Source organism: Paraclostridium dentum, from assembly GCF_048568265.1.
In the GTDB taxonomy this organism is placed as follows: Bacteria; Bacillota; Clostridia; order Peptostreptococcales; family Peptostreptococcaceae; genus Paraclostridium; species Paraclostridium dentum.
This window is the reverse complement of record NZ_CP183813.1, coordinates 2,706,810-2,732,453: the sequence shown is the minus strand read 5'-3', so window position 1 is coordinate 2,732,453 and position 25,644 is coordinate 2,706,810. Positions and strand designations below refer to the sequence as shown.

Genomic DNA, 25,644 nt, shown 5'->3' with positions numbered 1-25,644 from the left:
GATAAGTAAATAAGGAGGGTTATTATAAACTATGATTAATAGCAATGTAGACCACAGTCTAAAAGTTGTAGAAATGAAAAGTATAACTAAAAAGTTTGGAAATTTCACAGCTAACGATAATATAAATTTGACTGTACATAAAGGTGAGGTACATGCTTTATTAGGTGAAAATGGAGCAGGAAAGTCAACATTAATGAATATTCTTTATGGGCTATATCATCCGACTTCAGGGGAGATATTTATAAAAGGGGAAAACGTTAGAATGGAAAACCCTAATGTAGCGATATCTCATGGGATAGGTATGGTTCACCAACATTTCATGTTAGTACAGCCATTTACAGTTGCTCAGAATATAATACTAGGTACAGAACCTACAAAAGGTATCGGAGCAATAGACATGAAAAAAGCGATAGAAGATGTTAGTGATCTATCAAAAAAATATGGATTACATGTAGATCCTAATTCAAAAGTAGAAGATATAAGTGTGGGGATGCAACAAAGAGTTGAAATACTGAAAGCTTTATACAGAGGTGCAGATATACTAATATTAGATGAACCTACTGCAGTTTTAACTCCACAAGAAATAAATGAGCTTATGAATATTATAAAGAACTTAACTAAGCAAGGAAAATCAGTAATAATAATAACTCATAAATTAAAAGAAATAAAGGCGGCAGCAGATTACTGTACTATCATAAGAAGAGGTAAAGATATAGGAACGGTAAAGGTATGTGATACAACAGAAGATGAATTGGCAGCTATGATGGTAGGTAGAGAAGTAAGCTTTAAAGTTGATAAAGAAGATTCTAAAGTAGGAGATATAATACTTGAAGTTAAAAATATAAGGGCTAAAGACAATAGAAAAGTACAAGTATTAAATGATTTATCTTTAGAGGTAAGAGCTGGAGAAATTTTAGGAATAGCAGGTGTAGATGGAAATGGACAATCTGAACTTGTTGAAATATTAACTGGGTTGAAAAAAGCAGATTCAGGAAGTGTAAAGGTTAATGGATCTGAACTTATAAATGAAAAGCCAATTAATATATTCAAAAAAGGTATAAAAAATATACCAGAGGATAGACATAAAAGAGGGCTTATACTAGATTTTACAGTTGCTGAAAATACAGTTTTACAAAGATATAAAGAAAAAAGATTCTCTAAAAATGGAGTTTTAAATAATAAAGAAATTGAAAAACATGCAAACGAAATAATAGAAGAATTTGATGTTAGACCAACTGATTTTACATTAAAGGCTAGATCTTTATCTGGAGGAAATCAACAAAAGGTCATAATTGGTAGAGAGGTTGACAACATAAGAGTAGATAGAGCTGCGACAGGACAACCTCAGGTATTAATAGCAACACAACCTACTAGAGGGTTAGATGTTGGAGCAATTGAATTTGTTCATAAGGCGATAGTTGAACAAAGAGATGCAGGCAATGCAGTTTTATTAGTATCTTTAGAACTTGATGAAGTTATGAATCTATCAGATAGAATAGCTGTAATTTATGAAGGAAAAATAGTTGGCATTGTGGATGCTAAGAATGCGGATGAAAATACTTTAGGATTTATGATGGCAGGAGGTGTAGATAATGAGTAATGATGTTAAGGCAAAAAAGAAAATTTCTTTTGCTAATAATACGATAGTATTTTCTATTATATCTATATTTTTAGGATTATTAGTAGGGGCAATAGCTTTAACTATAGCGGGATTTAATCCAATAGAAGCTTATTCAGTAATGATTGAAGGAATAATCGGTAAACCTAAGTATATAGCATGGACTATTATAAAGGCTACTCCGTTAATTTTAACAGGTTTATCAATAGCTTTTGCGTTTAAAACAGGATTATTCAATATAGGTGCAGAAGGTCAGTTTATTATAGGTGCTTTAGCAGCAACTATAGTAGGATATACAGTTCATTTACCAGCAATAATACATATACCTCTTACTTTAGCTGTAGCTGCACTAGCGGGAGCCTGTTGGGGAGGATTTGCAGGGTTTTTAAAATCCAAATTTGGAGTTAATGAAGTTATATCTACCATAATGTTAAACTGGATTGCGTTTTATCTGAATAATTATATGATAATGCAACCATGGTTAAGAGAAGGTAATAGTGAAGCATCTCATATGATAAATGAGAGTGCAAGCATAAGTATAGATTGGTTAACGGGACTAGTAGGACCAGCAACAAAGGCTAACTGGGGTATAATAATAGCAATTATATTAGTTTTAATAATAGCTTTTATATTATCTAAAACAACTTTAGGATACGAACTTAGAGGTGTTGGATACAATAAATTTGGAGCTGAATATGGAGGAATAAATATAAATTCATCTATATTTAAATCTATGGCTATAGCAGGTATGCTTGCAGCATTAGCAGGAGCAGTTCAAGTTATGGGTGTAGCACAAAATATAACAGTACTTGCAGCACCAGAAGGAAATGGATTTGATGGGATAGCTGTCGCACTTATTGCTAACAGTAATCCTATAGGTGTAATTTTCTCAGGATTATTATTTGGAGCTCTTAAGTATGGTGGAACAAAAATGCAAACTATACAAGCTCCATCAGAAGTAATAAACATTGTTATAGGGTCTATTGTTTACTTTATAGCATTAAGTAGTGTAATAAGAATGTTATTTATCAAATATAAGAATAAAAAGAAACAAGGGGGACTTGAATAATGGAAGATTTAGCTTTAATTTTAAGTACGACTTTAATGTACTCTACGCCCCTTATATTTACAGCATTAGGTGGAGTATTATCAGAGAATTCAGGTATAGTTAATATAGGATTAGAGGGTATGATGACTATAGGTGCTTTTGCAGGGGCAGCAGCAGGTTATTTAGTAGGTAATCCATGGATAGCTTTTTTAATAGGTGGATTAGCAGGTGGTTTATTTGCATTAATACATGCTATTGCAACTGTAAGTTTTAATGCAGATCATACTATATCAGGTGTTGCTATAAATTTACTTGCACCTGGAGTAGCATTATTTTCTTCAAAAATATTATTTGATGGAGCAACGATGACTCCAACTATAGCTATGGAAGATAAAATACCAAGACCTTTAAATGGTTTATTTGCAGAAGGTAGTATATTAAATACAGTTTTTAACACTTATGCAACAGTATTTATAGCATTTATACTTGTAGCTGTAGTGTGGTATGTTTTATATAAAACAAAGTTAGGACTTAGAATAAGATCTGTTGGAGAACATCCAGGAGCAGCAGATACTTTAGGTATTAATGTAAATCGCGTTAGATATATTGCGGTAATTTCATCTGGTATATTAGCTGGTTTGGGAGGAGCATCTATGAGCTTAGCTATTGTTTCTTCGTTTAGACCAACATTGATCTCTGGACAAGGATATATAGCTATGGCGGCTGTTATATTCGGTAAGTGGAAGCCACAAGGAGCTATGGCAGCTTGTTTACTATTTGGTTTCTCAACTGCTCTATCTGTATTCTTTGGGAACCCAGAACTTCCATTTAGAATAAATGAGAATTTATTATCTATGATACCATATGTAATAACATTAGTGGTGTTAGTGTTATTTATAAAATCCTCTAAAGCTCCGGCAGCATTAGGGAATCCATATAAAAAAGGTGAAAGATAAAAAAAGATGATAGCATTGCTATCATCTTTTTTTATGTCTAAAATAAATATAAAAAAATTATTATTAGTCTATTAAAAATGAAAATAAGTATATAAAATATTAGTTGCATTATAAAAGTAAAATCGATATAGAAGGAACGGTGAAATGAAAGTAGTACATAGTAGACAATCTTTTGTAATTGATGGTGATTTATGTCTAGCGTTGGTAGATAAAAGAATTACTTGCGATATAGAACTAGAATTAAAAAGAAGAAAAATACAAATAATAAAAACTATAGAATGTAAAGAATGTTATGATGCTATAAAATATCATCCAGATATATGTGTATGCAACTTAGGTGAAGGAAATATAGTAGTAGCGCCAAATGTATATGAGTTTTATTCAGAGATATTAATTCCATTAGGATTTAATGTAATTAAAGGAAGTCGCTATATAGAAAAAAAATATCCTAACAATATTCAATATAATGTAACTATGATGGGAAGATTTGCAATACATAATTTTAATTATACAGATGAAAAAATTTTAGACTACATAAACAAAAAAAATCTTATAAAGATAAATGTAAAACAGGGATATTCCAAATGCTCGATTTGTATAGTTGATGAAAATTCAATTATAACTTCTGATAAAGGGATATATAAATCTGTAAAACAATACGGTATAGATTGCCTTCTTATAAGACCTGGAAATATAAATTTATTTCAATTAAATTATGGATTTATAGGTGGATGTACAGGGTTTATAAGTAAAAATGAAATAGCTTTTTTAGGAGATGTAAAAAAACATCCAGATTATGAACTTATAAAAAAATTTATAAAATCAAAAAATAAGGAAATAGTAAGTTTAAGCAAAGAACAATTATTAGATTTAGGTTCTATAATTCCTTTGATGACTAGAAAGGAGTGATGACTATGGACAACAAAGAGATTTATCTGAGCTTATTGCCTAAATATGAATTAGCTGTAAATCAATTTGTAAAACAAACTAAGTTTAGCAATATTATAAATTACAATGATGATGTTATAGAAATAAAAATAAGCACTAAGGATAGAACGGATGAAACAGTTCTAGAAATATCAAGAGAGATAACAGAGATTTTGATGCAAGTAATAAAAGAGGTTATATTGAAGGAATATATACAAAAATCATATGGAGATAAGTATAATCAGGAAATAGACAAAATATATTTAAAATCATTAGAAGTATTTAAAAGTAAAGATTTATTATTAAGAGAAATAATATTTTGTAGAATGAATAATTACATATTAAATAATGACCATATAGATGTGGATGGTTTTGTAAAGTTTAGAATGAAAGAACTAATGGGATATATAGCTAATATCTGTGAAGATGCACTAGAAGAATATTTAATAGAGAAAGATTATGACGAATTTATTAGTGTATTAAGATATTTTATAAATGTACAAGAAACTAAAATTGACACGTTGAAAGTATACATAAGGAAAGATAACTCGTTTATATTATATGATAAAAATGACAACATAATAGAAAATGAAAATGATGAAGAGTTAATAAATATGTTTATAAAAGAAAATTTAAATTATGAAGATTTCCTAATTAGTACATTGCTTTCTTTGTGCCCAAATCATATAATTATATACGATTCTTTACAAACTAACTCATCTAGAGAAATTATAGATACTATAAAAGCGATATTTGAAGAAAAGGTAGAAGAAAAAAATAAATCTTAAAATTTAAAAAATGTATTGAAAAAAAATCATTAAAGTATAAAATATATATTGTTTCTAATTAAAATAATAAGGAGATTTGAGATGAACAATATATATATAATTTTGATAATGGCAATTATTGGAGGTATTATTGGATATGTAACTAATAAATTAGCTATAAAGCTTATATTTAGGCCTATAAATCCTATAAAAATACCTCTTACAAATTTTGAAATAATAGGGCTTATTCCGAAGCGAAGAAAAGAAATAGCTATAAAAATAGGAGAAGTTATCCAAGATGAGTTTGTATCTTTAGATGATATATTAGAAAATTTAATAACAGAAGAAGATAAAGTAAAAGCTACTGAATATATAAAGTCTAAAGTTAATTCTATAGTAGAGGAAAAAGCGACTCTTATACCTAGTTATATAAAATCTGTTATAAAAAACTATATAGAGGATATAATAGAAAAAGAAGTTAGTGCTTCTATTGATGAACTAGGAAGTGAAGTTGTATCAAAAGCGCATGAAAGAGTAAATATACAACAAATAGTAGAGGAAAAAGTGGATAGCTTAGATTTACTTGAATTAGAAGATATAATACTTAGTATAGCAAGCAATGAGTTAAAGCATATAGAATTATTGGGATTAATACTAGGTTTTGTTATAGGAATAATACAAGGTATAATAACAATTTTTATATAAATTTTATGTAACAAAAAAATATTTAAATTTATATAATATTTAGAGTTGATATATATCGCTTGATTTGATATAATTTGTATTAATATTAATATAGTTGCTATGAAAAGGAAGAGTAAAATAGAAACAATTTTCAGAGAGGATATATCATAGGCTGAAAGTATATCTAAAAATGACTATTTGAAAACTACCTTGGAGCAGAGTTTAGTAGCTTATAAGCGCTTATAAGTAAAAGTACTCGGTTGACAACCTTATAGTCATCAAGAGGGCAATGTTTATAACATGCCAACTTGGGTGGAACCGCGAATGTTACTCGTCCCATGATTTTCATGGGCCGAGTTTTTTTATTTTATACAAAAAAAATTAAGGAGGTAAGGTCATGATAAAAGTTACTTTAAAAGACGGATCTGTAAAGGAGTATTCTAAAGGTACTACAGTTATGGATATTGCTAAATCGATAAGTGAAGGATTAGCTAGAAGTATAGTAGCTGCATCTGTTAATGAAGAGGTTGTTGGGTTAGATTTCGAAGTTAATGAAGATTGCGAATTAAATTTATTTAAATTTGATGATGAAGAAGGAAAAGATGTGTTCAGACATACATCTGCTCACATGCTAGCACAAGCTATAAAAAGACTATACCCTGAAGCTAAATTAGCTATAGGGCCAAGTATTGAAAATGGATTCTACTATGATATAGACTTAGAGTACAGATTAACTCCAGAGGATTTAGAAAAGATAGAAGCTGAAATGAAAAAAATAGCTAAAGAAGATTTAGCTATAGAGAGATTTGAATTAAGTAGAGAAGATGCTATAAAGTTAATGGAAGAACAAGGGGAAAACTATAAGGTAGAACTTATATCAGAACTACCTGAAGGAGAAATTATATCTTTCTATAAACAAGGAGATTTTACAGATTTATGTAGAGGGCCACATTTATCTTCTACTAAAAAGGTTAAAGCTATAAGACTTCAAAACGTAACAGGGGCTTACTGGCGTGGAGATGAAAAAAATAAGATGTTACAAAGAATATATGGAACATCTTTTGAAAAGAACAAAGATTTAGAAGCATACTTACACTTAGTAGAAGAAGCTAAGAAAAGAGACCATAGAAAATTAGGTAGAGAATTAGAATTATTCTTCATACCAGAAGAGGGGCCAGGATTCCCATTATTCTTACCAAAAGGTATGGAACTTAAAAATGAATTATTAAAATTCTGGAGAGAATTACACAGAAAAGACGGATATGTAGAAATAGAAACTCCTATAATATTAAACCAAAAATTATGGGAAACTTCAGGACACTGGTATCACTATAAAGAAAACATGTACACTGTAGATATAGATGATATGCAATTTGCTATAAAACCAATGAACTGCCCAGGTGGGATGTTATACTATAACTTTAAGCAACATTCATACAAAGATTTCCCTATGAGAGTGGCTGAGTTAGGAAGAGTTCATAGACATGAATTATCTGGAGCTTTAAATGGTCTTAAGAGAGTTAGAGCATTTACTCAAGATGATGCACATATATTCATGCTACCAGAACAAATAAAAGATGAAATAAAAGGTGTTGTTTCATTAATAGATAAGGTGTATTCTGCATTTGGATTTGAATATCACTTAGAGTTATCAACTAGACCAGAAGATTCAATGGGAACAGATGAAGAGTGGGAAGCAGCTGAAAACGGATTAAGAGAAGCTTTAGAAGAATTAAATCTACCTTATGTAATAAATGAAGGAGATGGAGCATTCTATGGTCCTAAGATAGACTTCCACTTAAAGGATTGTTTAGGAAGAACTTGGCAATGTGGAACTATACAATTAGATATGCAATTACCACAAAGATTTGATATTAGTTATGTAGGTGAAGATGGGGAAAAACATAGACCTGTTATGATCCATAGAGTTGCATTAGGAAGTATAGAAAGATTTATAGGTATATTAATAGAACATTATGCTGGTAAATTCCCAACTTGGATATCTCCAGTTCAAGCTAAAATATTACTAGTATCTGATAGATTTAAAGAATATGCAGAAGAAGTTAGAAATGCATTATTTGATAAAGGTATAAGAGTAGAGCTTGATGATAGAGCGGAAAAAATCGGATATAAAATAAGAGAGGCTCAACTTCAAAAAGTTCCTTACATGTTAGTAGTTGGAGAAAAGGAAGTTAATGAAAAGAAAGTTTCTGTAAGATCAAGAGATAATGGAGAAATGGGTGCAATGGATGTAGATGCGTTTGTTGCAAATGTATTAAAAGAAGTAGAAGAAAGAACTAATGTAATTCAAGCATAATAAACAATAAAAAAGTTAGCCTTTAAGGCTAACTTTTTTTTATACACATTCTTTTCTTATTATATTTTTTAACTCTTCATGAGTCATAGTTTCTTTGTCAAATAGATGTTGAGAAACTAAATGAAGATCATTTAAACTTGAGTTTAGAAGATTAAGAGTTTCTTTATAACAAGAATCTATTATATTAGTAGTTTCTTCTTGGATTTGCTTTGATAAAAAGCTTTTTTGATTTTGATCTATAGTCATAGCTCCAAGATTACTCATACCATAGTCACAAACCATTTGAGTTGCTATATCAGTTACTTTTTTCAAGTCATCCTTAGCTCCTGTAGATTTATGACCAAATATTATTTCTTCAGCAGCTTTACCTGCAAGTAAGATTTTGATTTTTCCTAAAAGTTCATCTTTAGTATAGATATATCTATCTTCATCTGGAAGTTGAAGTACATATCCGAGTGCTTGTCCTCTAGGTATTATAGATATTTTTTGTATAGGGTTTATACCTAATGTATCACTAACTAGAGCATGACCAGCTTCGTGGTAAGACACTATACGTTTTTCTTTTTCAATAAGTTTTGAACTTTTAGATTCAAGTCCAGCGATAACTCTTTCAATAGCTTTGTCAAAATGAATACTATTGATATTTTCGCTGCTTTCTCTTACTGCAAATATGGCAGCTTCGTTTGCTATATTTGCTAAGTGTGCACCATTGAATCCGTGAGTTTTTTTAGCTAATAAGTTTAAGTCTACGGAGTTATCAATTGGTTTGTTTTTAGTATGAACTTTTAGTATTTCTAATCTAGTGTGATAATTAGGTTCTCCTATATGGACATGTCTGTCAAATCTACCTGGTCTAAGTAGTGCATCATCTAATAAGTCTAGTCTATTAGTTGAACCTACTATAAGTATGTTAGAATCTTTATTAAATCCATCCATCTCAACAAGAAGTTGGTTTAATGTTTGATCCTTTTCATTATTACTTTCTAGATGTCTTTTAGCTCCTATTGCGTCAATTTCATCTATAAATATTATACTAGGGGCTTCTTTTCTAGCCTTTTCAAACAATGTTCTAACTCTTTTTGCCCCTACACCAACATATTTTTCAACGAATTCAGATCCTGTTACATTGAAAAATGATGCGTTTGTTTCACCAGCCATAGCTGACGCAAGCAATGTTTTACCTGTACCAGGAGGTCCATAGAATAAAACACCCTTAGGAATTTTAGCACCCATTTTTTGATACTTTGTTGGGTTTTTCATAAAATCAACTATTTCAAATAGTTCTTCTTTGACCTCTTCTAATCCAGCTACATCATTGAATGTTGTTTTAGGCTTAGTTGAATCAGAGTTATCATTAGAAGTTTCTTTTTCCATTTTGGTCTGATTAAACGCAGGCGCAGGGTTGTTGATTTTCTTAAAAAAATTATTTAACATTTTCATAGTCAAACACCTCAGTTATAAAAATTGTTGTTATTACATATATTTGCCGATTTTCAAATTAATATTATTAAATTTTTATATTTTTCAAATTAAAAATATTTAATTCATTAAAAGTATGTCCATAAATCAAATAATTAATTATAAAATTAAAAAAATAATTGACACTTATTTAAACTGATGGTATAGTATATAGAGTAATAAAAAACAAGAAGAAGCCCGCTTCTCACCTTACAACGATAAAGTTAGTAAGGTAAATATAAGTTAAGATTTAAGAATTAGTTTTATTAATTGTAGTAACTTATATGGCGGATGATGATATCATTCGCCTTTTTTAATATAAAATTGGAGGTGTCCTACTATTAGTAAGGAATTAGCAATCAATGATGAGATAAGAGATAAGGAAATAAGAGTTCTTTCAGAAACTGGTGAGCAACTTGGAATAATGACTTCTAGAGATGCACAATTAATGGCAAATGAGAAGAATTTAGATTTAGTAAAAATATCACCTAATGCGAACCCACCAGTATGCAAATTAATGGATTATGGTAAACATAAATATGAACAATCTAGAAAAGAAAAAGAATCTAAGAAAAAGCAAAAGGTCGTAACTGTAAAAGAAGTTAGATTAAGACCAGGTATAGAAGAAAACGACATAAATACAAAAGCTAACCAAGCTATGAAATTCCTTAAAAAGGGAGACAAAGTTAAGGTTGAACTTAGATTTAGAGGTAGAGAACTAGGGCATAAGGATTTAGGAAAACAAGTAATGCTTAAGTTTATAGACCTAGTAAAAGAGTTTGGAGAACCAACAAAAGCCCCTGCATTTGAGGGTAATAACATGGTTGTAATGATAGATCCAAAAAAATAGATATACATTTGAGAGGAGGATATTAATATGCCTAAAATGAAAACTCATAGAGGAGCAGCTAAGAGATTCAAAAAGACTGCTAGTGGAAAATTAAAGAGAGGTAAAGCTTTCAGAAGACATATACTAACTAAGAAAGATGCTAAGACTAAAATGCAATTAAGAAAGTCTGGAGTAGTTAGTGAAGGTGATGCTAGAAGAATAGCACAATTATTACCATACTTATAAGATCGAATACAAATAGATAAAAATTATTTAGAACAGAGAAACGAAGGAGGTTACGACGATGGCAAGAGTTAAAAAAGCTATGAACGCTCGTAAGAAGCATAAGAAAGTATTAAAACTTGCAAAAGGTTACAGAGGATCAAGAAGTAAATTATACAGACCAGCTAACGAGTTTGTAATGAAAGCATTAAAGCATGCTTATGTTGGTAGAAAATTAAAGAAGAGAGATTTCAGAAAACTTTGGATACAAAGAATAAATGCAGGTACTAGAGCTAACGGAATGTCTTATTCAAGATTTATGAACGGATTAAAATTAGCAGGTGTTGAAGTTAACAGAAAAATGTTATCTGAAATGGCTATAAACGATCCTCAAGGATTCGCTAAATTAGTAGAAGTTGCTAAATCAAAATTAGCTTAATTATATAAAACTCTGGGTTAAATCTCAGAGTTTTTTTTATGCGTTTAAACATTAGATTAAACAAAAAATTGCTGAAAAATTAATAAAACTTGCATATAAAACAAGGTGAAATTTTTATCAAATTAAAAAAATTATATATGTTAAATTTATGTAAAGATATAATAAATATTTTTAAAATTACAAATTTCCATTTAGGTATAGATATATTTAAAAACTAAGTATATAATGTATTTTATTATTGTTATAAGCACAATAATATAGTTATACAAAATGAAGATTTAATTATAATATATACAGAAGGAGATAAAGTAGGTGAAAGAGTTTATTTTAAAGATTAAAAAGCCGATCAATAAATTAAATCCACCTCAAATAATGGTAATTGGTTTTGCTACTGTTATATTAATAGGAGCGATACTACTTACACTTCCTATTGCTACAAACACGGGAGAATCTACTCCATTTGTAGATGCTTTATTTACGTCTACGTCTGCGGTCTGTGTAACAGGTTTAGTAGTAGTAGATACAGCTACACATTGGAACTTATTTGGACAAATTGTAATAATTGCATTAATTCAAGTCGGTGGTTTAGGATTTATGACAGTAACAACTTTATTTGCATTAATAACTAAAAAAAGGATAAATCTGAAAGAAAGACTTCTTATACAAGAGGCATTAAATCAAATTGATCTATCAGGGTTAGTTAAACTAACTAGATATGTATTATTGATGACATTTGTAATAGAAGGATTTGGAGCGTTAATATTATCAACAGTATTTATACCGGAATTTGGTTTAATTAAAGGAACATGGTTTAGTATTTTCCATGCTATTTCAGCATTTTGTAATGCTGGATTTGACCTTATGGGAAATGTAAGTGGACCATTTACTTCAATTACAAAGTATGTAAATAATATAACTGTAAGTCTTACTATCTCAGCTCTTATAGTGCTTGGAGGTATAGGATTCCCAGTAATTTTAGATGTAGTAAAAAATAAAAAACCATCTAAATTAAATATACATTCAAAGGTAGTATTAATAACAACGGCAACATTAATAATTACTGGTATGGTATTTATATTATTTATAGAATATTCAAATCCTAAAACACTAGGAGATCTTTCATTAAAAGGTAAATTATTAGGATCATTATTCCAATCAATTACACCTAGAACTGCTGGATTTAATACTATAGATTTAGCATCTATGCATCAAGGCAGTTTATTTATAATGATTATTTTAATGTTTATAGGAGCATCACCTTGTTCTACAGGTGGAGGTATAAAAACTACAACTATTGCAACTATAGTACTTGCTGTAAGAAGCTTTATATTTGAAAGAGAAGATATAGAGGTATTTGAAAGAAGAGTCGGAATTAATGCAGTAAGAAAGTCTATAGCAATATTCTTTATAGGAATATTAGTTGTATTTTTAGGGATTTTAATTATAAACTTAACACAAGAGTCCTTTGACTTAATAGAATCTGCATTTGAGGTTGCATCAGCATTTGCAACAGTAGGTTCAAGTATAGGAGGAAGTCCTAATTTAAATGTATTTGGTAAAATAGTAATAATGATGTATATGTTTATGGGAAGAGTAGGATTTTTAACTATATTTATAGCTTTAGTCGCTAAAAATTCTGTTAAAAAACAAGTTATAAGATTCCCAGAAGGTAAAATTATAGTAGGATAGAAAGTTAGGAGAGAACAGGTATGAAACAATATATAGTTATAGGTTGTGGAAGATTTGGATCGTCAGTAGCAACTACAATGCATTTGCTAGGACATCAAGTAATGGCAATAGATAAAAGTGATGATGCAGTGCAAGCTATATCTGAGAAAGTTACACATGCAGCGATTGTAGATGTTACGGATGAACAAGCACTAAGAGCTTTAGGTATGGGAAATTTTGATGTAGCAATAATTGCGATAGGTTCAGATATAAGAGCTTCTATAATGGCTACGTTAATAGCTAAGGAAATGGGTGTAGAGCAAATTGTATGTAAGGCAAAAGATGAACTACAAGCTAAAGTTTTATATAAAATAGGTGCTGATAGAGTTGTATTCCCTGAAAGAGATATGGGAGTTAGAGTAGCACACAATTTAGTTTCAAATAATATATTAGACCATATAGAGTTAGATCCAGACTATTCTATAGTTGAAATTGTTACACCTAGAGAATGGGAAGGTAAGACATTAATAGAATTAGATTTAAGAGCTAAATATGAAATAACAGTATTAGCTATAAAGTGTGATAAAACTATAAATGTTACACCATCTCCAGAAGAAAAATTAAATGCAGGAAGTATATTAGTTGTTATAGGTCAAAACAGCAAAATAAGTACAATAACAGCAGATAGTGACTTTTCATTTAGGAGAAAATAAAAAATGATAGTATCGATAAGTAGTAAGGATAATGAAAAAGTTAAATTAACTAAATCTCTTTTAAAAAGCAAAAATAGATTAAAAGAGTCTAAATTTTTAATAGAAGGATTTAGAATTTTAACTCAAGCTATAGATTGTAATGCAGATTTACAATATGTATTTATAAATGAAAATTTTGAGACTAAAGAAGAACATATTGAATTCTTAAAAGTTTTAGAAAGTAAAAATATAAAAGTATACAAAACTACAAATAAGATATTTAATGAGTTTATAGATACAGAAAGCACTCAAGGTATAGTTGGAGTTGTTGGTATACAAAAAAATAATATTCAAGATATTTTAGATGAAAATTGCAGATTTGTATTAATTTTAGATAGAATACAAGACCCAGGGAACATGGGAACTATAATAAGAACAGCAGATGCAGCAGGTGTAGATGCTATAATAAACTTAAAAGGTTGTGTAGATATATATAATAGTAAAGTTACGAGATCTACAATGGGGTCAATATTCGATATGAAAATAATAAATATGACTCAAGATGAAGCATTAAAAGAACTAAAAGATAGGAAATTTGATATTGTATCAAGTTATTTAAATACAAATAACTTTTATGATGGAGTAGAATATAACTATAAAACAGCTCTTGTTATAGGTAATGAAGCTAATGGTGTTAATGATGAACTTATAAAAAAATCAGATATACTAGTTAAAATACCTATATACGGAAAAGCTGAATCTTTAAATGCAGCTATAAGCTCAGCTATACTTATGTATGAAATCAAAAAATATATGATATAATAGAGTTGTATTGAAAATTCACACTATATATGATATAATTTACAATCAAAGTTTAATATTTAAAATACTATGAAAGAGAAAAGTATTTTAATAGTCCTTAGCGCAGAGATAAGTACCTAGGCTGAAAGTACTTTCTAAGTTATTAAAAGAAGTTCCCTCTGGAGTATCATGGCTGAAATTTAAGTAGGTTATGACGTTAAAAACACGTTACGTTTTTCGAGTGGTTTGAATTATTTTTAATAAATCAAGCTACTAGGGTGGTACCGCGAAACAATAGCCTTTCGTCCCTAGATAGGGATGAAGGGCTTTTTTTGATGTATAAAAATTAAAGTGAAAGGGTGAATATAGTGCAAGAAAAACTACTTAATTTACAACAAGCAGCATTAAGTGAAATAAAAGACATGCAAGATATAGAGCAAATAGAGTCTTTAAGAGTTAAGTACTTAGGAAAAAAAGGTGAAATAACATCTATATTAAAAGAAATGGGTAAATTATCAGCTGAAGAAAGACCTGTAATAGGAAAGGTTGCTAACGAAGTTAGAGAAGCAATAGATACTGCTATAAGTACTAAAAAAGATGAATTAAAAAATATTGAAAAGCAAAGAAAATTAGCTGAAGAAGTTTTAGATGTAACTATGCCAGCTAAAGAATTTAAAGTAGGTAAAAAACATCCTATATCTCAAATTATAGATGAAGTAAATGAAATATTTATAGGAATGGGATTCTCGATAGCAGAAGGACCAGAAGTTGAAACAGTTGAAAATAACTTTGATGCATTAAATGCACCAAAAGACCATCCATCTAGAGATATGAGTGATACATTCTATATAAATGATGAATTATTACTTAGAACTCAAACATCTCCAGTTCAAGTTAGAACAATGAAAAATGAAGAGTTACCAATAAAAATAATATCTCCAGGTAGATGTTTTAGATTTGATGCTCCAGATGCAACACATTCACCAATGTTCCATCAAATAGAAGGGCTTGTAGTCGGAAAAGATGTTACTATGGCTCAATTAAAAGGAACATTAGATATGTTTGTTAAGAAGTTATTTGGAGAACATACTAAAACTAAATTTAGACCACACAACTTCCCATTCACAGAGCCAAGTGCAGAAGTAGATGTTACTTGCTTTAAGTGCCAAGGTGCAGGATGTCAGATGTGTAAAGGGGAAGGTTGGATAGAAATATTAGGAGCTGGTATGGTACATCCAAATGTATTAAGAAACTGTGGAATAGACCCTGAAGTTTATAGTGGATTTGCTTTTGGTATGGGTCTTGATAGAATAACAATGCTTAAGTATGAAATAGATGACATAAGACTATTATTCGAAAATGATATGAGATTTTTAAATCAATTTTAATTAGGAGGATTTGATATGTTAGTACCTTTAAAATGGCTTAGAGACTACGTTGATATAGATAGAGAAACTCAAGAATTCGCTGATATGATGACTATGACTGGTTCAAAGGTTGAAAAAGTAGAGTTCTTCGGAAAAGAAACTAATGGAGTTGAAGTATGTAAAATACTTGAAATAGAACAACATCCAGATGCAGATAGATTAAAGGTTACAAAAGTTGAAGTGGCTGATGGTCAAATACTTCAAATAGTAACTAATGCTACAAATATAAATGTTGGAGATTATGTTTCAGTTGCAAGAATAGGAGCTGTTCTACCAGGTGATTTTAAAATAAAAAAAGGTAAATTAAGAGGAGTTCTTTCAGAGGGAATGTTCTGTGGAGCAGAAGAATTAACTATACCTTCTCAATATGTAGAAGAACATAAAAAAGATGGAATATATATATTAGACCACCAAGATTCATTTGAACTAGGTATGGACGTAAGAGAAGCATTAGGAATAAATGATGCTTTAATAGAATTTGAAATAACATCAAATAGACCTGACTGTAGATCAATAATAGGAATAGCTAGAGAAGCTGCAGTAACTTTAGGCAAAGAATTAAAATATCCACAAATAACTGTAAATGGATCTGATGAAGAAATGAAGTTTGAAATAGATGTTCAAACAGAATTATGTAAAAGATACTGTGGTAAGGTTATTAAAGATGTTAAAGTAGGGCCTTCTCCATATTGGATGCAAAGAAGACTTATAGAAGCAGGTATGAGACCTATAAACAATATAGTAGATATAACTAATTATGTTATGTTAGAACTTGGTCAACCACTTCATGCATTTGACTTAGAAGATATAAAATATAATAAGATGATAGTAAAACTTGCACAAGAAGGTGAAAAATTTACTACATTAGATGGTGCCCAAAGAACATTAACATCAGATATGTTAGTTATAGGAAACCAAGATAAGACTTTAGACTTAGCTGGTATCATGGGAGGAGAAAACTCTGAAGTAAAAGATAACACTACATCTATATTCCTTGAAGGAGCAAGTTTTGCAAAGGAAAATATAAGAGCAACATCTAAAAAATTAGGATTAAGAACAGAAGCTTCATCAAGATTTGAAAAAGGAATAGATGTAAATCTAACAGAAGCTGCTGTAAATAGAGCTTGTCAATTAATAGAAGAATTAGGTTGTGGTACAGTTCTTAATGGTATGCTTGATTATTACCCTAAAAAGGAAGAAGTACAAAAAATAACTGCTAACCCAGAAAGAATAAATAAACTATTAGGTGTTAATGTACCTATGGATCAATTTATAAATATACTTGAAAGCTTAGAGTTTAAGTGTAATTTAATTTCATCTGATAAGTTAGAATTAGAAGTACCAAGTTTTAGATTAGATATATGTGAAGATGCTGATATATTAGAAGAGGTTGCTAGAATATATGGATATGAAAATATACCATCTGCAACTTTAGAAGGTAATGCTACAGCAGGAGTAAAAACAAATAAACAAAAATTTATGGATAATGTAAAATCTAATTCTATAGCTGTTGGATTAAATGAAATTTTAACATATTCATTTGTAAGTCCAAGAGGAGTAGATAAGCTAAACTTAGCTGAAGATGATGAGAGAAGAGAATTTGTTAAAATTATAAATCCTTTAGGTGAAGAAACGTCTGTTATGAGAACTACTTTAATACCTAACATGTTAGATGTAATATCAACAAACTTATCTCATAAAGTTGAAGAAGTTTATGCTTTTGAATGTGGAAATACATTTAGACCACAAGAAGGATTACCTGTAGAAACGAAGAAATTATCTATAGGAATGTACGGAAAAGAAGTAGATTTCTTCTCTATAAAAGGTGCAGTAGAAACTATATTAACAAATGTTGGATTTGATGGATACGAAGTTGAACCAGAAACTAAAAATTTAACATTCCACCCTGGAAGATGTGCTAAATTAGTGTATAATAATATATGTATAGGGACATTCGGAGAGCTACATCCAGATGTACTAGAAAACTATGATTTAAATCAAAGAGTATATGTTGCAGAGATAGATATTGACTTAGTATTTGAGAACTTAAATAATTCTAAAGTTTATAATCCATTACCTAAATATCCAGCAACTACTAGAGATATAGCTTTATTAGTTAAGGATGAAGTATTTGTAAAACAAATAGAAGATATAATAAAAGCTAATGGATCAGATATATTAGAAAGCTATCAATTATTTGATGTTTACAAGGGAGCTCAAATAGAAGAAGGGCACAAATCTATAGCATACTCAATAACTTACAGAAGTAAAGATAAGACTTTAACTGATGAAGACGTAGCAAAAGTTCATGATAAGATAGTAAGTGAGCTAAGTGAAAAACTAAATGCGAATTTAAGATCAAATTAATTAAGAAACAAATGTAGGGGGGGTTAGGATGAACAAAGTTACAGTAAAGATACATGGATCTGAATATCCTATGGTATCTGAAAAATCTAAAGATTATATGATAAAAATAGCTCATTATGTTGATGAGGAAATGAGTAGAATATCAGAAGCTAATTCAATTCTTAGTACATCTCAAGTGGCTATATTATCAGCATTAACTATTACTGATTTGCTATTTGAATGTTCAGAAGAAAATGATAAGCTAACTAAAGAGAATAAAGAATTAGTTAAAAAAGCAGAAAAACCTAACCAAGAAGTTCAACTAGAGATGAAAAAAATAAAGTTAGAACTTAATAATAAAGTTGAAGAGCTTGGTAAAAAACAAGATGAAATAGATTCTCTAAATGAAGAACTAAAAAATAAAGTTAATGTATTAGAGGGAATGAATCCTCTTAAAGAAGAAATTGAAGAACTTAAAAAGAACTTAGATGAAGCTAATGAGAAAACTGAAATAGCTGAAAAGTTAGCTTCAGATTTCCAAAACAAATTATATGATTTACAGTTGAAAAACATAGAGTTAGAACAAGAGCTAAATTATATAAAAGCATCTGGAAAACTTTTAAAATAATAGAATACTTTTAGAAACCTTCAGGAAAAATAACCTGAAGGTTTTAGTTTTTAATGACAATAAGGAGGTAGTTATGAATACAGAATTACTAGCACCTGTAGGTAGTTTTGATGCGTTAAAAGCAGCTGTACAAAATGGAGCAAATGCAGTTTATTTAGGTGGAAAAGAATTTAGTGCTAGAGCTTCAGCAAATAACTTTGATAGAGAAGAATTAAAAGAAGCTGTGAAGTATGCGCATATAAGAAATGTAAAAGTATTTGTAACGGCAAATACACTTATAAAGCAAAATGAAATAGATGATTTTCTTAATTATATAAAATATTTATATGATATAGATGTTGATGCAGTTATACTTCAAGATATAGGAATGGCTAAACTAATAAAAAGGTTACTTCCAGATTTTGAATTGCATGCAAGTACACAAATGGTCGCACATTCCCTAGAAGATACATTATATTTACAAAACCTTGGATTTGACAGGGTTGTTTTAGCTAGAGAACTTAATATTGATGAAATTGAGCATATATGTAAAAATACTGATGTTGATATTGAGATATTTGTACATGGAGCATTATGTGTATGCTATTCAGGTCAGTGTTTAATGAGTAGTATGATAGGAAACAGATCTGGAAATAGAGGTAGATGTGCTCAACCATGTAGACAGAAGTATGAGTTAATAGACATAAATTCAGGTAAAGTTATAGATACAGAAGGCGATTATTTATTAAGCCCTAGGGATTTAAATACAATAGAGGAAATAGATAGAGTTATAGAAGCTGGAGTACACTCTTTAAAGATTGAAGGAAGAATGAAACGTCCAGAATATGTAGCAACTGTAATAAGTAGTTATAGAAAAACTATAGATGCATATTTAGAAAAAAATCAAGTAAATGTATCAAATGAAACTATGAATAATTTATATACTATATTCAATAGAAAGTTCACAAAAGGATACTTATTAGGAGAGGTTGGAGAAGATGTTATGAACTCAAATCGACCTAATAATGTAGGACTTTATATTGGAAAAGTAATTGATTACAATAAAAAAGCTAAACGCTTAAAAATTAAATTAGAGAATACACTTAAAAAAGGTGATGGAATTAACTTAGGTGGAGGAACTATAGGAAGAATTATTAAGCAAAATAATACAATAAGTGATATAGGAGAAGCTGGAGAACTTATAGAATTAGATTTTATAGGAGAAGCTAAAAAAGGACAAATAGTATATAAAACATCAGATAGTGATTTATTAAATACTATTAAGAAATCATTTGAAGAAGATGTTGAAAATATAAAAATTCCTATAGATGCGACTATTGAATTAAAGCTTGGACAACCTCCAAAACTTAGACTAAAAGATGGATATGAAAATGATATAACTGTTACAAATGAAAAGCTTGTAGAGAAAGCCATGAAGGTTGCTCTAGGTGAGGAAAAAATAGTATCTCAAATAAAGAAACTAGGAAATACAGCATATGTATTGAGAAATATAGATGTTGATATAGATGAAGATATAAGTTTACCAATAAGTATACTAAATCAACTTAGAAGAGATGCTATAGATAAATTAAGTAATGAAAGAGTCGTTATAAAAAATAGAAACTTCAAAGATTCTTTTATAAAGTATTCACCAAAAGTTATAAAAGAGGATAAAGATATAAAACTAAGAGTTAAAGTTAAGAATATAGAACAATTAAAAATTGTATTATTATATGATATAGATGCAGTATATTATGAAGACATAAACACATTAGAAGAAGCTAAAGAAGTTTGTTACAATAATATAAAGCTTATCTACTCTCCTCCTAGAATTCTTAGAAATAAAGATTATGCTATTTTAAATAAGGTTGAAAAAGTACCTGTACAAGCTGGAAATTTAGGTTGTGTAAATTTATATAAGGGAAAAGAGATATATATAGGTAGCTACTTAAATTCTTTTAATAGTGAAACTATAAATCACTATAAATCAGAAGGAGCAAATACGATTTGTTTATCTCAAGAGTTAAATTTAACAGAGATAAAAGATATGTTAAAGTACACTGATAGTGAAATAGAAAGCATAGTTTATGGATATACACCTCTTATGATTAGTGAATACTGTCCAATGGGAGTTTTAGTTAGAAACTGTAAAAAAGATAAAAGAAGTTCTATTTGCAACAAGAGTTTATATGCACTAAAAGATGCTAAAGATGGGACTTACAGATTATCTCAAGATATTTTCTGTAGAACTAGTATATACAATTCTAAACCACTATGTGTATTAGAAGATTTAAGTGAATTAAATAAAGCTGGAATAAATGTATTTAGAATAGATTTAACATTTGAATCAAATGAAGAAATAAAGTCTATAATTGAAGCTTTTGAAGAGTGTATAGAAAATGATTTTAATATAGGTATGAAATCTAAAAAATTATACAAAGAGCTTGAAAATACTGGATTAACATCCGGTCATTACTATAAAGGTGTTGAATAATAAAAAAGGATAATATGTATACTAATATTACATATTATCCTTTTTTATGCAACTAACCACATAAGAAAGTTTTTGTGTGAAAATATATAAAATGAAGTCACAAAATGTACACAAATATTGAAATTTGAAGAGTTTTTTGTTAAATTATGTAAATTAGGGTATAATTTACAATTGTGTAAGTATATTTTATAAATTTAATTTATACAACTAGTAAGATAAGTTATAATATAGTGTATTGCTTGTGTGAATTTTGTAAAAAAATATATAAATATGTACAAGTTTATTACTGTTGATATACAAACTAAGGGAGGGATTTGATAAATGAACAAGCACAAATTGTTTAAATGGCTAAAAATAATTTTTGCATTGGCAATTTTCATTGTAGTAATTAAAGAATTTAAGAATGTATTTGAATCCTTTAATATGGATGTATTTAAAAGATATGCAGATAAGTTAACAGTGTCAAACATGTTAATAATAGTTTTATTAGGAATAATATCGTACTTACCATTAAGTTTATATGATTTTATACTTAAAAAAAGGGTTGGAATAAAGTTAAACAACCTTAAATTATATAAATATTCATGGATAGCAAGTTCTATTGCTAGTATAGCTGGATTTGGAGGAAGTACAGCAATAGCTCTAAAAACTAATTTCTATAAAGATCATGTTAAAGATACAAAGCTATTAGTAAAAGAAATATCCAAAATAGTTGCTTTAAATCTTACTGGATTTTCTATGGTTTGCTTTGTTTATGTAATAACAAATTTTGGAGAAATAAAACTAAATCAATTTGTAAGTATAATGACAGTATTAATAAGTACTTACTTTCCTATATTATCAATATATTTAGTATTTAAATTTTTAAAATCAACAGCAGATCAAAAAACAGATATAAAAGATGCTGTTATTATAATGATTATATCTGCTTTAGAGTGGGTTACTACGATATTCTTAATATACAGCACTATAAGAATTCTAGGAGAACCAGTTCCTGCTGCAAAATTCTTACCAATATTTGTAGTTGCAATTGTTGCAGCAATTGTAAGCATGGCTCCAGGTGGAATAGGATCATTTGATATAACGATGATACTTGGTCTAGAAACTTTAAATGTACCATCAGAAAAGGTATTATTAGCAATGTTTTTATATCGTGTTTCATATTATATAATTCCTTTACTTATAGGACTTTTATTATATGCTCAAGACTACTTTAAGAACTTAAATGATGATGTAAAAGATATAATAATGACAACTTTATCAAAAATTGCACATATAGGGCTAGTATTGCTTGTATTATTATCAGGTGTTAGTTTGCTAATAACTGAAGCAACTCCTGATTTAGCTAGGAAATTTTTTATATTAAATAAAGTATCTAGTTTTTCGATAGTTCATATACCACAAAGAATATCTATAGTTATAGGATTCTTATTAATTGCAATGTCTAGAGTAATGATTTATAAATCAAAAGGAATTTATAAACTGACACTAACATTAATAATTGGAGCAGTTGTAATTACTCTTATAAGGGATCCGTGGTATTATAGAAGTGCTTACCTAGCAATAGTTGCAATCTTATTATGGGTTGGTAAAAAACAATTTTATAGAGAAAGCTTCGTAATGAGATGGGGAGTATTTATACAAGATATAATCTTACTATTATCTTTCCAAGGTTTATACATTTACACAGTTTATGCAAACTTAAATGGTAAAATAGGTAAATTACCTATTGCAAACTATAAGATACAATCTATAAAACATTATGGATTATCTTTACTAGGATTAAGTATAAGTGGACTTATAATTGCTATATTTTTATTATGGATGATTTACAAAATAAATAAAGATAATGATTTTCCTCGCAGACATATAGATGAATGTGAAGACGATGTTAAAAATATAATTGATAAGTTTTCAGGATCTCCATTAATACACTATATTTATTTAAAAGATAAATTTGTATATATAAATGAAACTAAAGATGTTTTACTTCAATATCAAATATCAGCTGATAAAATAGTAATACTTGGGAATCCAGTAGGAAACAAAGAAAAAGTACTTGATACTATTGAAAAATTTTACAATCTAGCTGATTTATATGGATACTCACCAGTATTCTGTGCTATAGATAAAACTATGATGCCTGACCTACATGAAACTGGCTATGAGTTTATGAAACTAGGTGAGGATGGATTGGTAGACTTAAAAAACTTTACACTAGAAGGTAGAAAAATGAAAAGTGTAAGAAATGCACTTTCTAGAGTAGAAAAAGAAGCTTATACATTTGAGATTATACATCCACCATTTTCAGATGAAATGTTTGATCAATTAAAAGAAGTTTCAGATGAATGGCTAGGAGGAAGACAAGAGAAGGGATTCTATATAGGGTTCTTTGATAAGGATTATTTAAATAAGCAACCTATAGCTATAGTTAGAAATAGTGAATATGAAATAAAAGGCTTCAGCAATTTAATGCCTATGTATGATAACAATAAAACATTATCAATAGATTTAATGCGTTTCTCACATGATACATGCAATGGAATAATGGATTTCATATTTGTAAACTTATTTAAATGGGGAAAAGAGCAAGGTTATGAAAGATTTAATATGGGAATGGCTCCTTTATCTAACGTAGGTAGATCAAAATACTCATTTTTATCAGAAAAAATAGCGGCACAAATATATTCTCATGGACAAAACTTCTATTCATTTAAAGGATTGAAAAAATTTAAAGAAAAGTATTGTGATATATGGGAAAGTAAATATATGGCGTATAGAAAGAAAACTTCATTACTTACAACTGCATTACAAATAATAATTGTGGCTGAAAAGCCAATAGATAAATTGAAATAAAAAAACTCCTCTAATTTAGAGGAGTTTTTTATTTTACTACTTCATAGATTTTAATATTGCTACTAAGTAGTTCCATGTATTTTCAGTTGAAGATATGCTTAAGTGCTCATTTGGAGTATGAACATCGTGCATATTAGGTCCAAATGATATAGCTTCAGCATGAGGTATCTTATCAAGTAATAAACCACACTCTAAACCAGCATGTAAAGCCATTATTATAGGATCTTTACCTGTAAGATTTTTAAATGCTTCAACACATATTTTTTCTAATTCAGAACCTTTAGCATATTCCCAAGCTGGATAGTCACTTATTAATTCCATACTTCCACCAAGTTCAGATATTAAAAGATTCATTCTAGCTGTTATATCTTCTTTAAGAGATTTAACAGAACTTCTAACAGCACATTCGAAAGTAACTGTAGAGTCTGTAGTTCTAACAACACCTAAGTTTGTAGAACTTTCAACTAGGTTTTCTATATCCATACTCATAGTTTGGATAGCGTTTGGTATTAAGTTAAGCATCTTAACAACTTTATCTTTAGAATCTGCGTTAAGTACTGATGCAGGCATAGTAGTTTCAGAACATACTATTTCAAGACCTGGATCAGAAGTGCTTAATTCATGCTTAAATGTAGCTGTTATTGCATCTACACAAGCTTTAAATTTATATTTTTGATCATTGTTTATCATTATTACACAATCAGCTTCACGTGGTATAGCATTGTTTTTAGAACCACCTTCAACTTTAGCTAAATCAAAGTCAAAATCTAATAAGTTTAAAAGTCTTCCTAATAATTTATTAGCATTTCCTCTTTGTTTTATTATATCCATACCTGAGTGTCCACCAAGTAAACCTTTTACTTCTAATAAGTAAGCAGTCTTAGCAGCATCAGCATTAACAAATTCTACTGGTAAAGTTGATAAAGCAGTTACTCCACCTGCACAACTTACTAATAGATGACCCTCTTCTTCTGAGTCTAAGTTTAATATGTATTTTCCTTTTACTAAACTACCATCAAGTGCCATTGCACCAGTCATACCAGCTTCTTCATCAACAGTTACAAGAACCTCTAAAGCTGGGTGAGCTATATCATTAGAAGCAAGTATAGCAAGTCCCATAGCAACAGCTATACCGTTATCAGCACCTAAAGTTGTATCAGTTGCATATATATAATCTCCATCTATTCTTAATTTGATTGGGTCTTTCATAAAATCGTGATTAGTACTTTTATTCTTCTCACAAACCATATCCATATGACCTTGAAGTACTACGCCAGGCGCATTTTCATATCCAGGAGTTGCTGGCTTTCTTATTATTATATTTAGACTCTCATCTTGAATAGTTTCTAACCCTAAGCTTTCACCAAAATTACGTAAGTAGTCACTTATAGCTTTTTCATTTTTTGATCCTCTTGGTATTTGAGATATCTCTTCAAAATACTTAAAAACTAAACTAGGTTGTAAATCTTTTAAAACACTGTTCATAAA

The 25,644-nt window shown here is 29.1% G+C and carries 20 protein-coding genes and 3 other annotated features; of the genes, 18 read left to right on the top strand and 2 right to left on the bottom strand.

Annotated features, from left to right (window positions below; all coding sequences use genetic code 11):
• Positions 1–31 precede the first annotated feature (31 nt).
• The 7 genes from ACN6I1_RS12695 (at position 32) to thrS (ending at position 8,317) form a co-directional block, all read left to right on the top strand.
• Positions 32–1,600 (top strand): ABC transporter ATP-binding protein, encoded by a 1,569-nt coding sequence (locus tag ACN6I1_RS12695; RefSeq protein ID WP_419742135.1) that lies wholly within the window; start codon positions 32–34, stop codon positions 1,598–1,600.
• Complete coding sequence (locus tag ACN6I1_RS12690; RefSeq protein ID WP_021428498.1) at positions 1,593–2,687, top strand: ABC transporter permease; 1,095 nt, start codon at positions 1,593–1,595, stop codon at positions 2,685–2,687. The genes ACN6I1_RS12695 and ACN6I1_RS12690 overlap by 8 nt, the downstream gene beginning before the upstream one ends.
• Complete coding sequence (locus ACN6I1_RS12685; protein WP_035116942.1) at positions 2,687–3,622, top strand: ABC transporter permease; 936 nt, start codon at positions 2,687–2,689, stop codon at positions 3,620–3,622. Before ACN6I1_RS12690 ends, ACN6I1_RS12685 begins: the two co-directional genes overlap by 1 nt.
• Before the next feature lie 144 nt (positions 3,623–3,766).
• Positions 3,767–4,531, top strand: coding sequence for a DUF6873 family GME fold protein (locus ACN6I1_RS12680; protein ID WP_419742134.1), 765 nt, complete (start codon positions 3,767–3,769; stop codon positions 4,529–4,531).
• Between the two features lie 5 nt (positions 4,532–4,536).
• Positions 4,537–5,337, top strand: coding sequence for a putative sporulation protein YtxC (locus ACN6I1_RS12675; protein ID WP_419742133.1), 801 nt, complete (start codon positions 4,537–4,539; stop codon positions 5,335–5,337).
• Positions 5,338–5,418: 81 nt separating this feature from the next.
• Positions 5,419–6,021: a DUF445 domain-containing protein gene (locus tag ACN6I1_RS12670; protein ID WP_035116936.1), complete on the top strand. Its 603-nt coding sequence runs from the start codon at positions 5,419–5,421 to the stop codon at positions 6,019–6,021.
• 90 nt (positions 6,022–6,111) lie between these two features.
• Positions 6,112–6,342 (top strand) — a binding site (T-box leader).
• Positions 6,343–6,397: 55 nt separating this feature from the next.
• Positions 6,398–8,317 carry a threonine--tRNA ligase gene (gene thrS / locus ACN6I1_RS12665; protein ID WP_419742132.1) on the top strand — a complete coding sequence of 640 codons (1,920 nt, stop codon included), beginning with the start codon at positions 6,398–6,400 and terminating at the stop codon, positions 8,315–8,317.
• A gap of 39 nt (positions 8,318–8,356) precedes the next feature.
• Here the strand turns inward: thrS and ACN6I1_RS12660 are convergent, their stop codons facing one another.
• Positions 8,357–9,757, bottom strand: coding sequence for an ATP-dependent metallopeptidase FtsH/Yme1/Tma family protein (locus ACN6I1_RS12660; RefSeq protein WP_419742131.1), 1,401 nt, complete (start codon positions 9,755–9,757; stop codon positions 8,357–8,359).
• 200 nt (positions 9,758–9,957) lie between these two features.
• Positions 9,958–10,097 (top strand) — a sequence feature (ribosomal protein L20 leader region).
• An 18-nt stretch (positions 10,098–10,115) separates the two neighbouring features.
• Here ACN6I1_RS12660 and infC point away from each other — a divergent pair.
• The 11 genes from infC to mprF all read left to right on the top strand — a co-directional run bounded on the left by infC (position 10,116) and on the right by mprF (position 24,156).
• Positions 10,116–10,625, top strand: a complete 510-nt coding sequence (gene infC, locus ACN6I1_RS12655) for a translation initiation factor IF-3 (RefSeq protein ID WP_419743308.1) — start codon at positions 10,116–10,118, stop codon at positions 10,623–10,625.
• 27 nt (positions 10,626–10,652) lie between these two features.
• The gene (rpmI, locus tag ACN6I1_RS12650; protein WP_021428430.1) at positions 10,653–10,850 is read left to right on the top strand and encodes a 50S ribosomal protein L35; all 198 of its coding nucleotides are present in this window, start codon (positions 10,653–10,655) and stop codon (positions 10,848–10,850) included.
• 58 nt (positions 10,851–10,908) lie between these two features.
• Positions 10,909–11,265, top strand: a complete 357-nt coding sequence (gene rplT / locus ACN6I1_RS12645; protein WP_021431715.1) for a 50S ribosomal protein L20 — start codon at positions 10,909–10,911, stop codon at positions 11,263–11,265.
• Positions 11,266–11,577: 312 nt separating this feature from the next.
• Entirely contained in the window at positions 11,578–12,954 is a 1,377-nt protein-coding gene (locus tag ACN6I1_RS12640) for a TrkH family potassium uptake protein (RefSeq protein ID WP_419742130.1), read from the top strand.
• 20 nt (positions 12,955–12,974) lie between these two features.
• Positions 12,975–13,646, top strand: a complete 672-nt coding sequence (locus tag ACN6I1_RS12635) for a potassium channel family protein (RefSeq protein ID WP_021428431.1) — start codon at positions 12,975–12,977, stop codon at positions 13,644–13,646.
• A 3-nt stretch (positions 13,647–13,649) separates the two neighbouring features.
• On the top strand, positions 13,650–14,447 hold the full coding sequence (locus ACN6I1_RS12630) for a TrmH family RNA methyltransferase (protein ID WP_419742129.1): 798 nt from the start codon (positions 13,650–13,652) through the stop codon (positions 14,445–14,447).
• Positions 14,448–14,507: 60 nt separating this feature from the next.
• Positions 14,508–14,739: a binding site (T-box leader), on the top strand.
• Between the two features lie 55 nt (positions 14,740–14,794).
• Complete coding sequence (gene pheS, locus ACN6I1_RS12625; protein WP_021428375.1) at positions 14,795–15,814, top strand: phenylalanine--tRNA ligase subunit alpha; 1,020 nt, start codon at positions 14,795–14,797, stop codon at positions 15,812–15,814.
• Between the two features lie 15 nt (positions 15,815–15,829).
• A complete protein-coding gene (gene pheT / locus ACN6I1_RS12620) occupies positions 15,830–18,220 on the top strand; it encodes a phenylalanine--tRNA ligase subunit beta (RefSeq protein WP_419742128.1) in 2,391 nt (796 codons plus the stop codon).
• A 28-nt stretch (positions 18,221–18,248) separates the two neighbouring features.
• Positions 18,249–18,827, top strand: a complete 579-nt coding sequence (gene zapA, locus ACN6I1_RS12615) for a cell division protein ZapA (RefSeq protein WP_419742127.1) — start codon at positions 18,249–18,251, stop codon at positions 18,825–18,827.
• A 73-nt stretch (positions 18,828–18,900) separates the two neighbouring features.
• Positions 18,901–21,300, top strand: a complete 2,400-nt coding sequence (locus tag ACN6I1_RS12610) for a DUF3656 domain-containing U32 family peptidase (protein ID WP_419742126.1) — start codon at positions 18,901–18,903, stop codon at positions 21,298–21,300.
• Positions 21,301–21,621: 321 nt separating this feature from the next.
• On the top strand, positions 21,622–24,156 hold the full coding sequence (gene mprF / locus ACN6I1_RS12605) for a bifunctional lysylphosphatidylglycerol flippase/synthetase MprF (RefSeq protein WP_419742125.1): 2,535 nt from the start codon (positions 21,622–21,624) through the stop codon (positions 24,154–24,156).
• A gap of 36 nt (positions 24,157–24,192) precedes the next feature.
• On the opposite strand, the gene ACN6I1_RS12600 is transcribed toward mprF, so the two are convergent.
• Positions 24,193–25,641 carry an aminoacyl-histidine dipeptidase gene (locus tag ACN6I1_RS12600; protein ID WP_419742124.1) on the bottom strand — a complete coding sequence of 483 codons (1,449 nt, stop codon included), beginning with the start codon at positions 25,639–25,641 and terminating at the stop codon, positions 24,193–24,195.
• Positions 25,642–25,644: the final 3 nt, after the last annotated feature.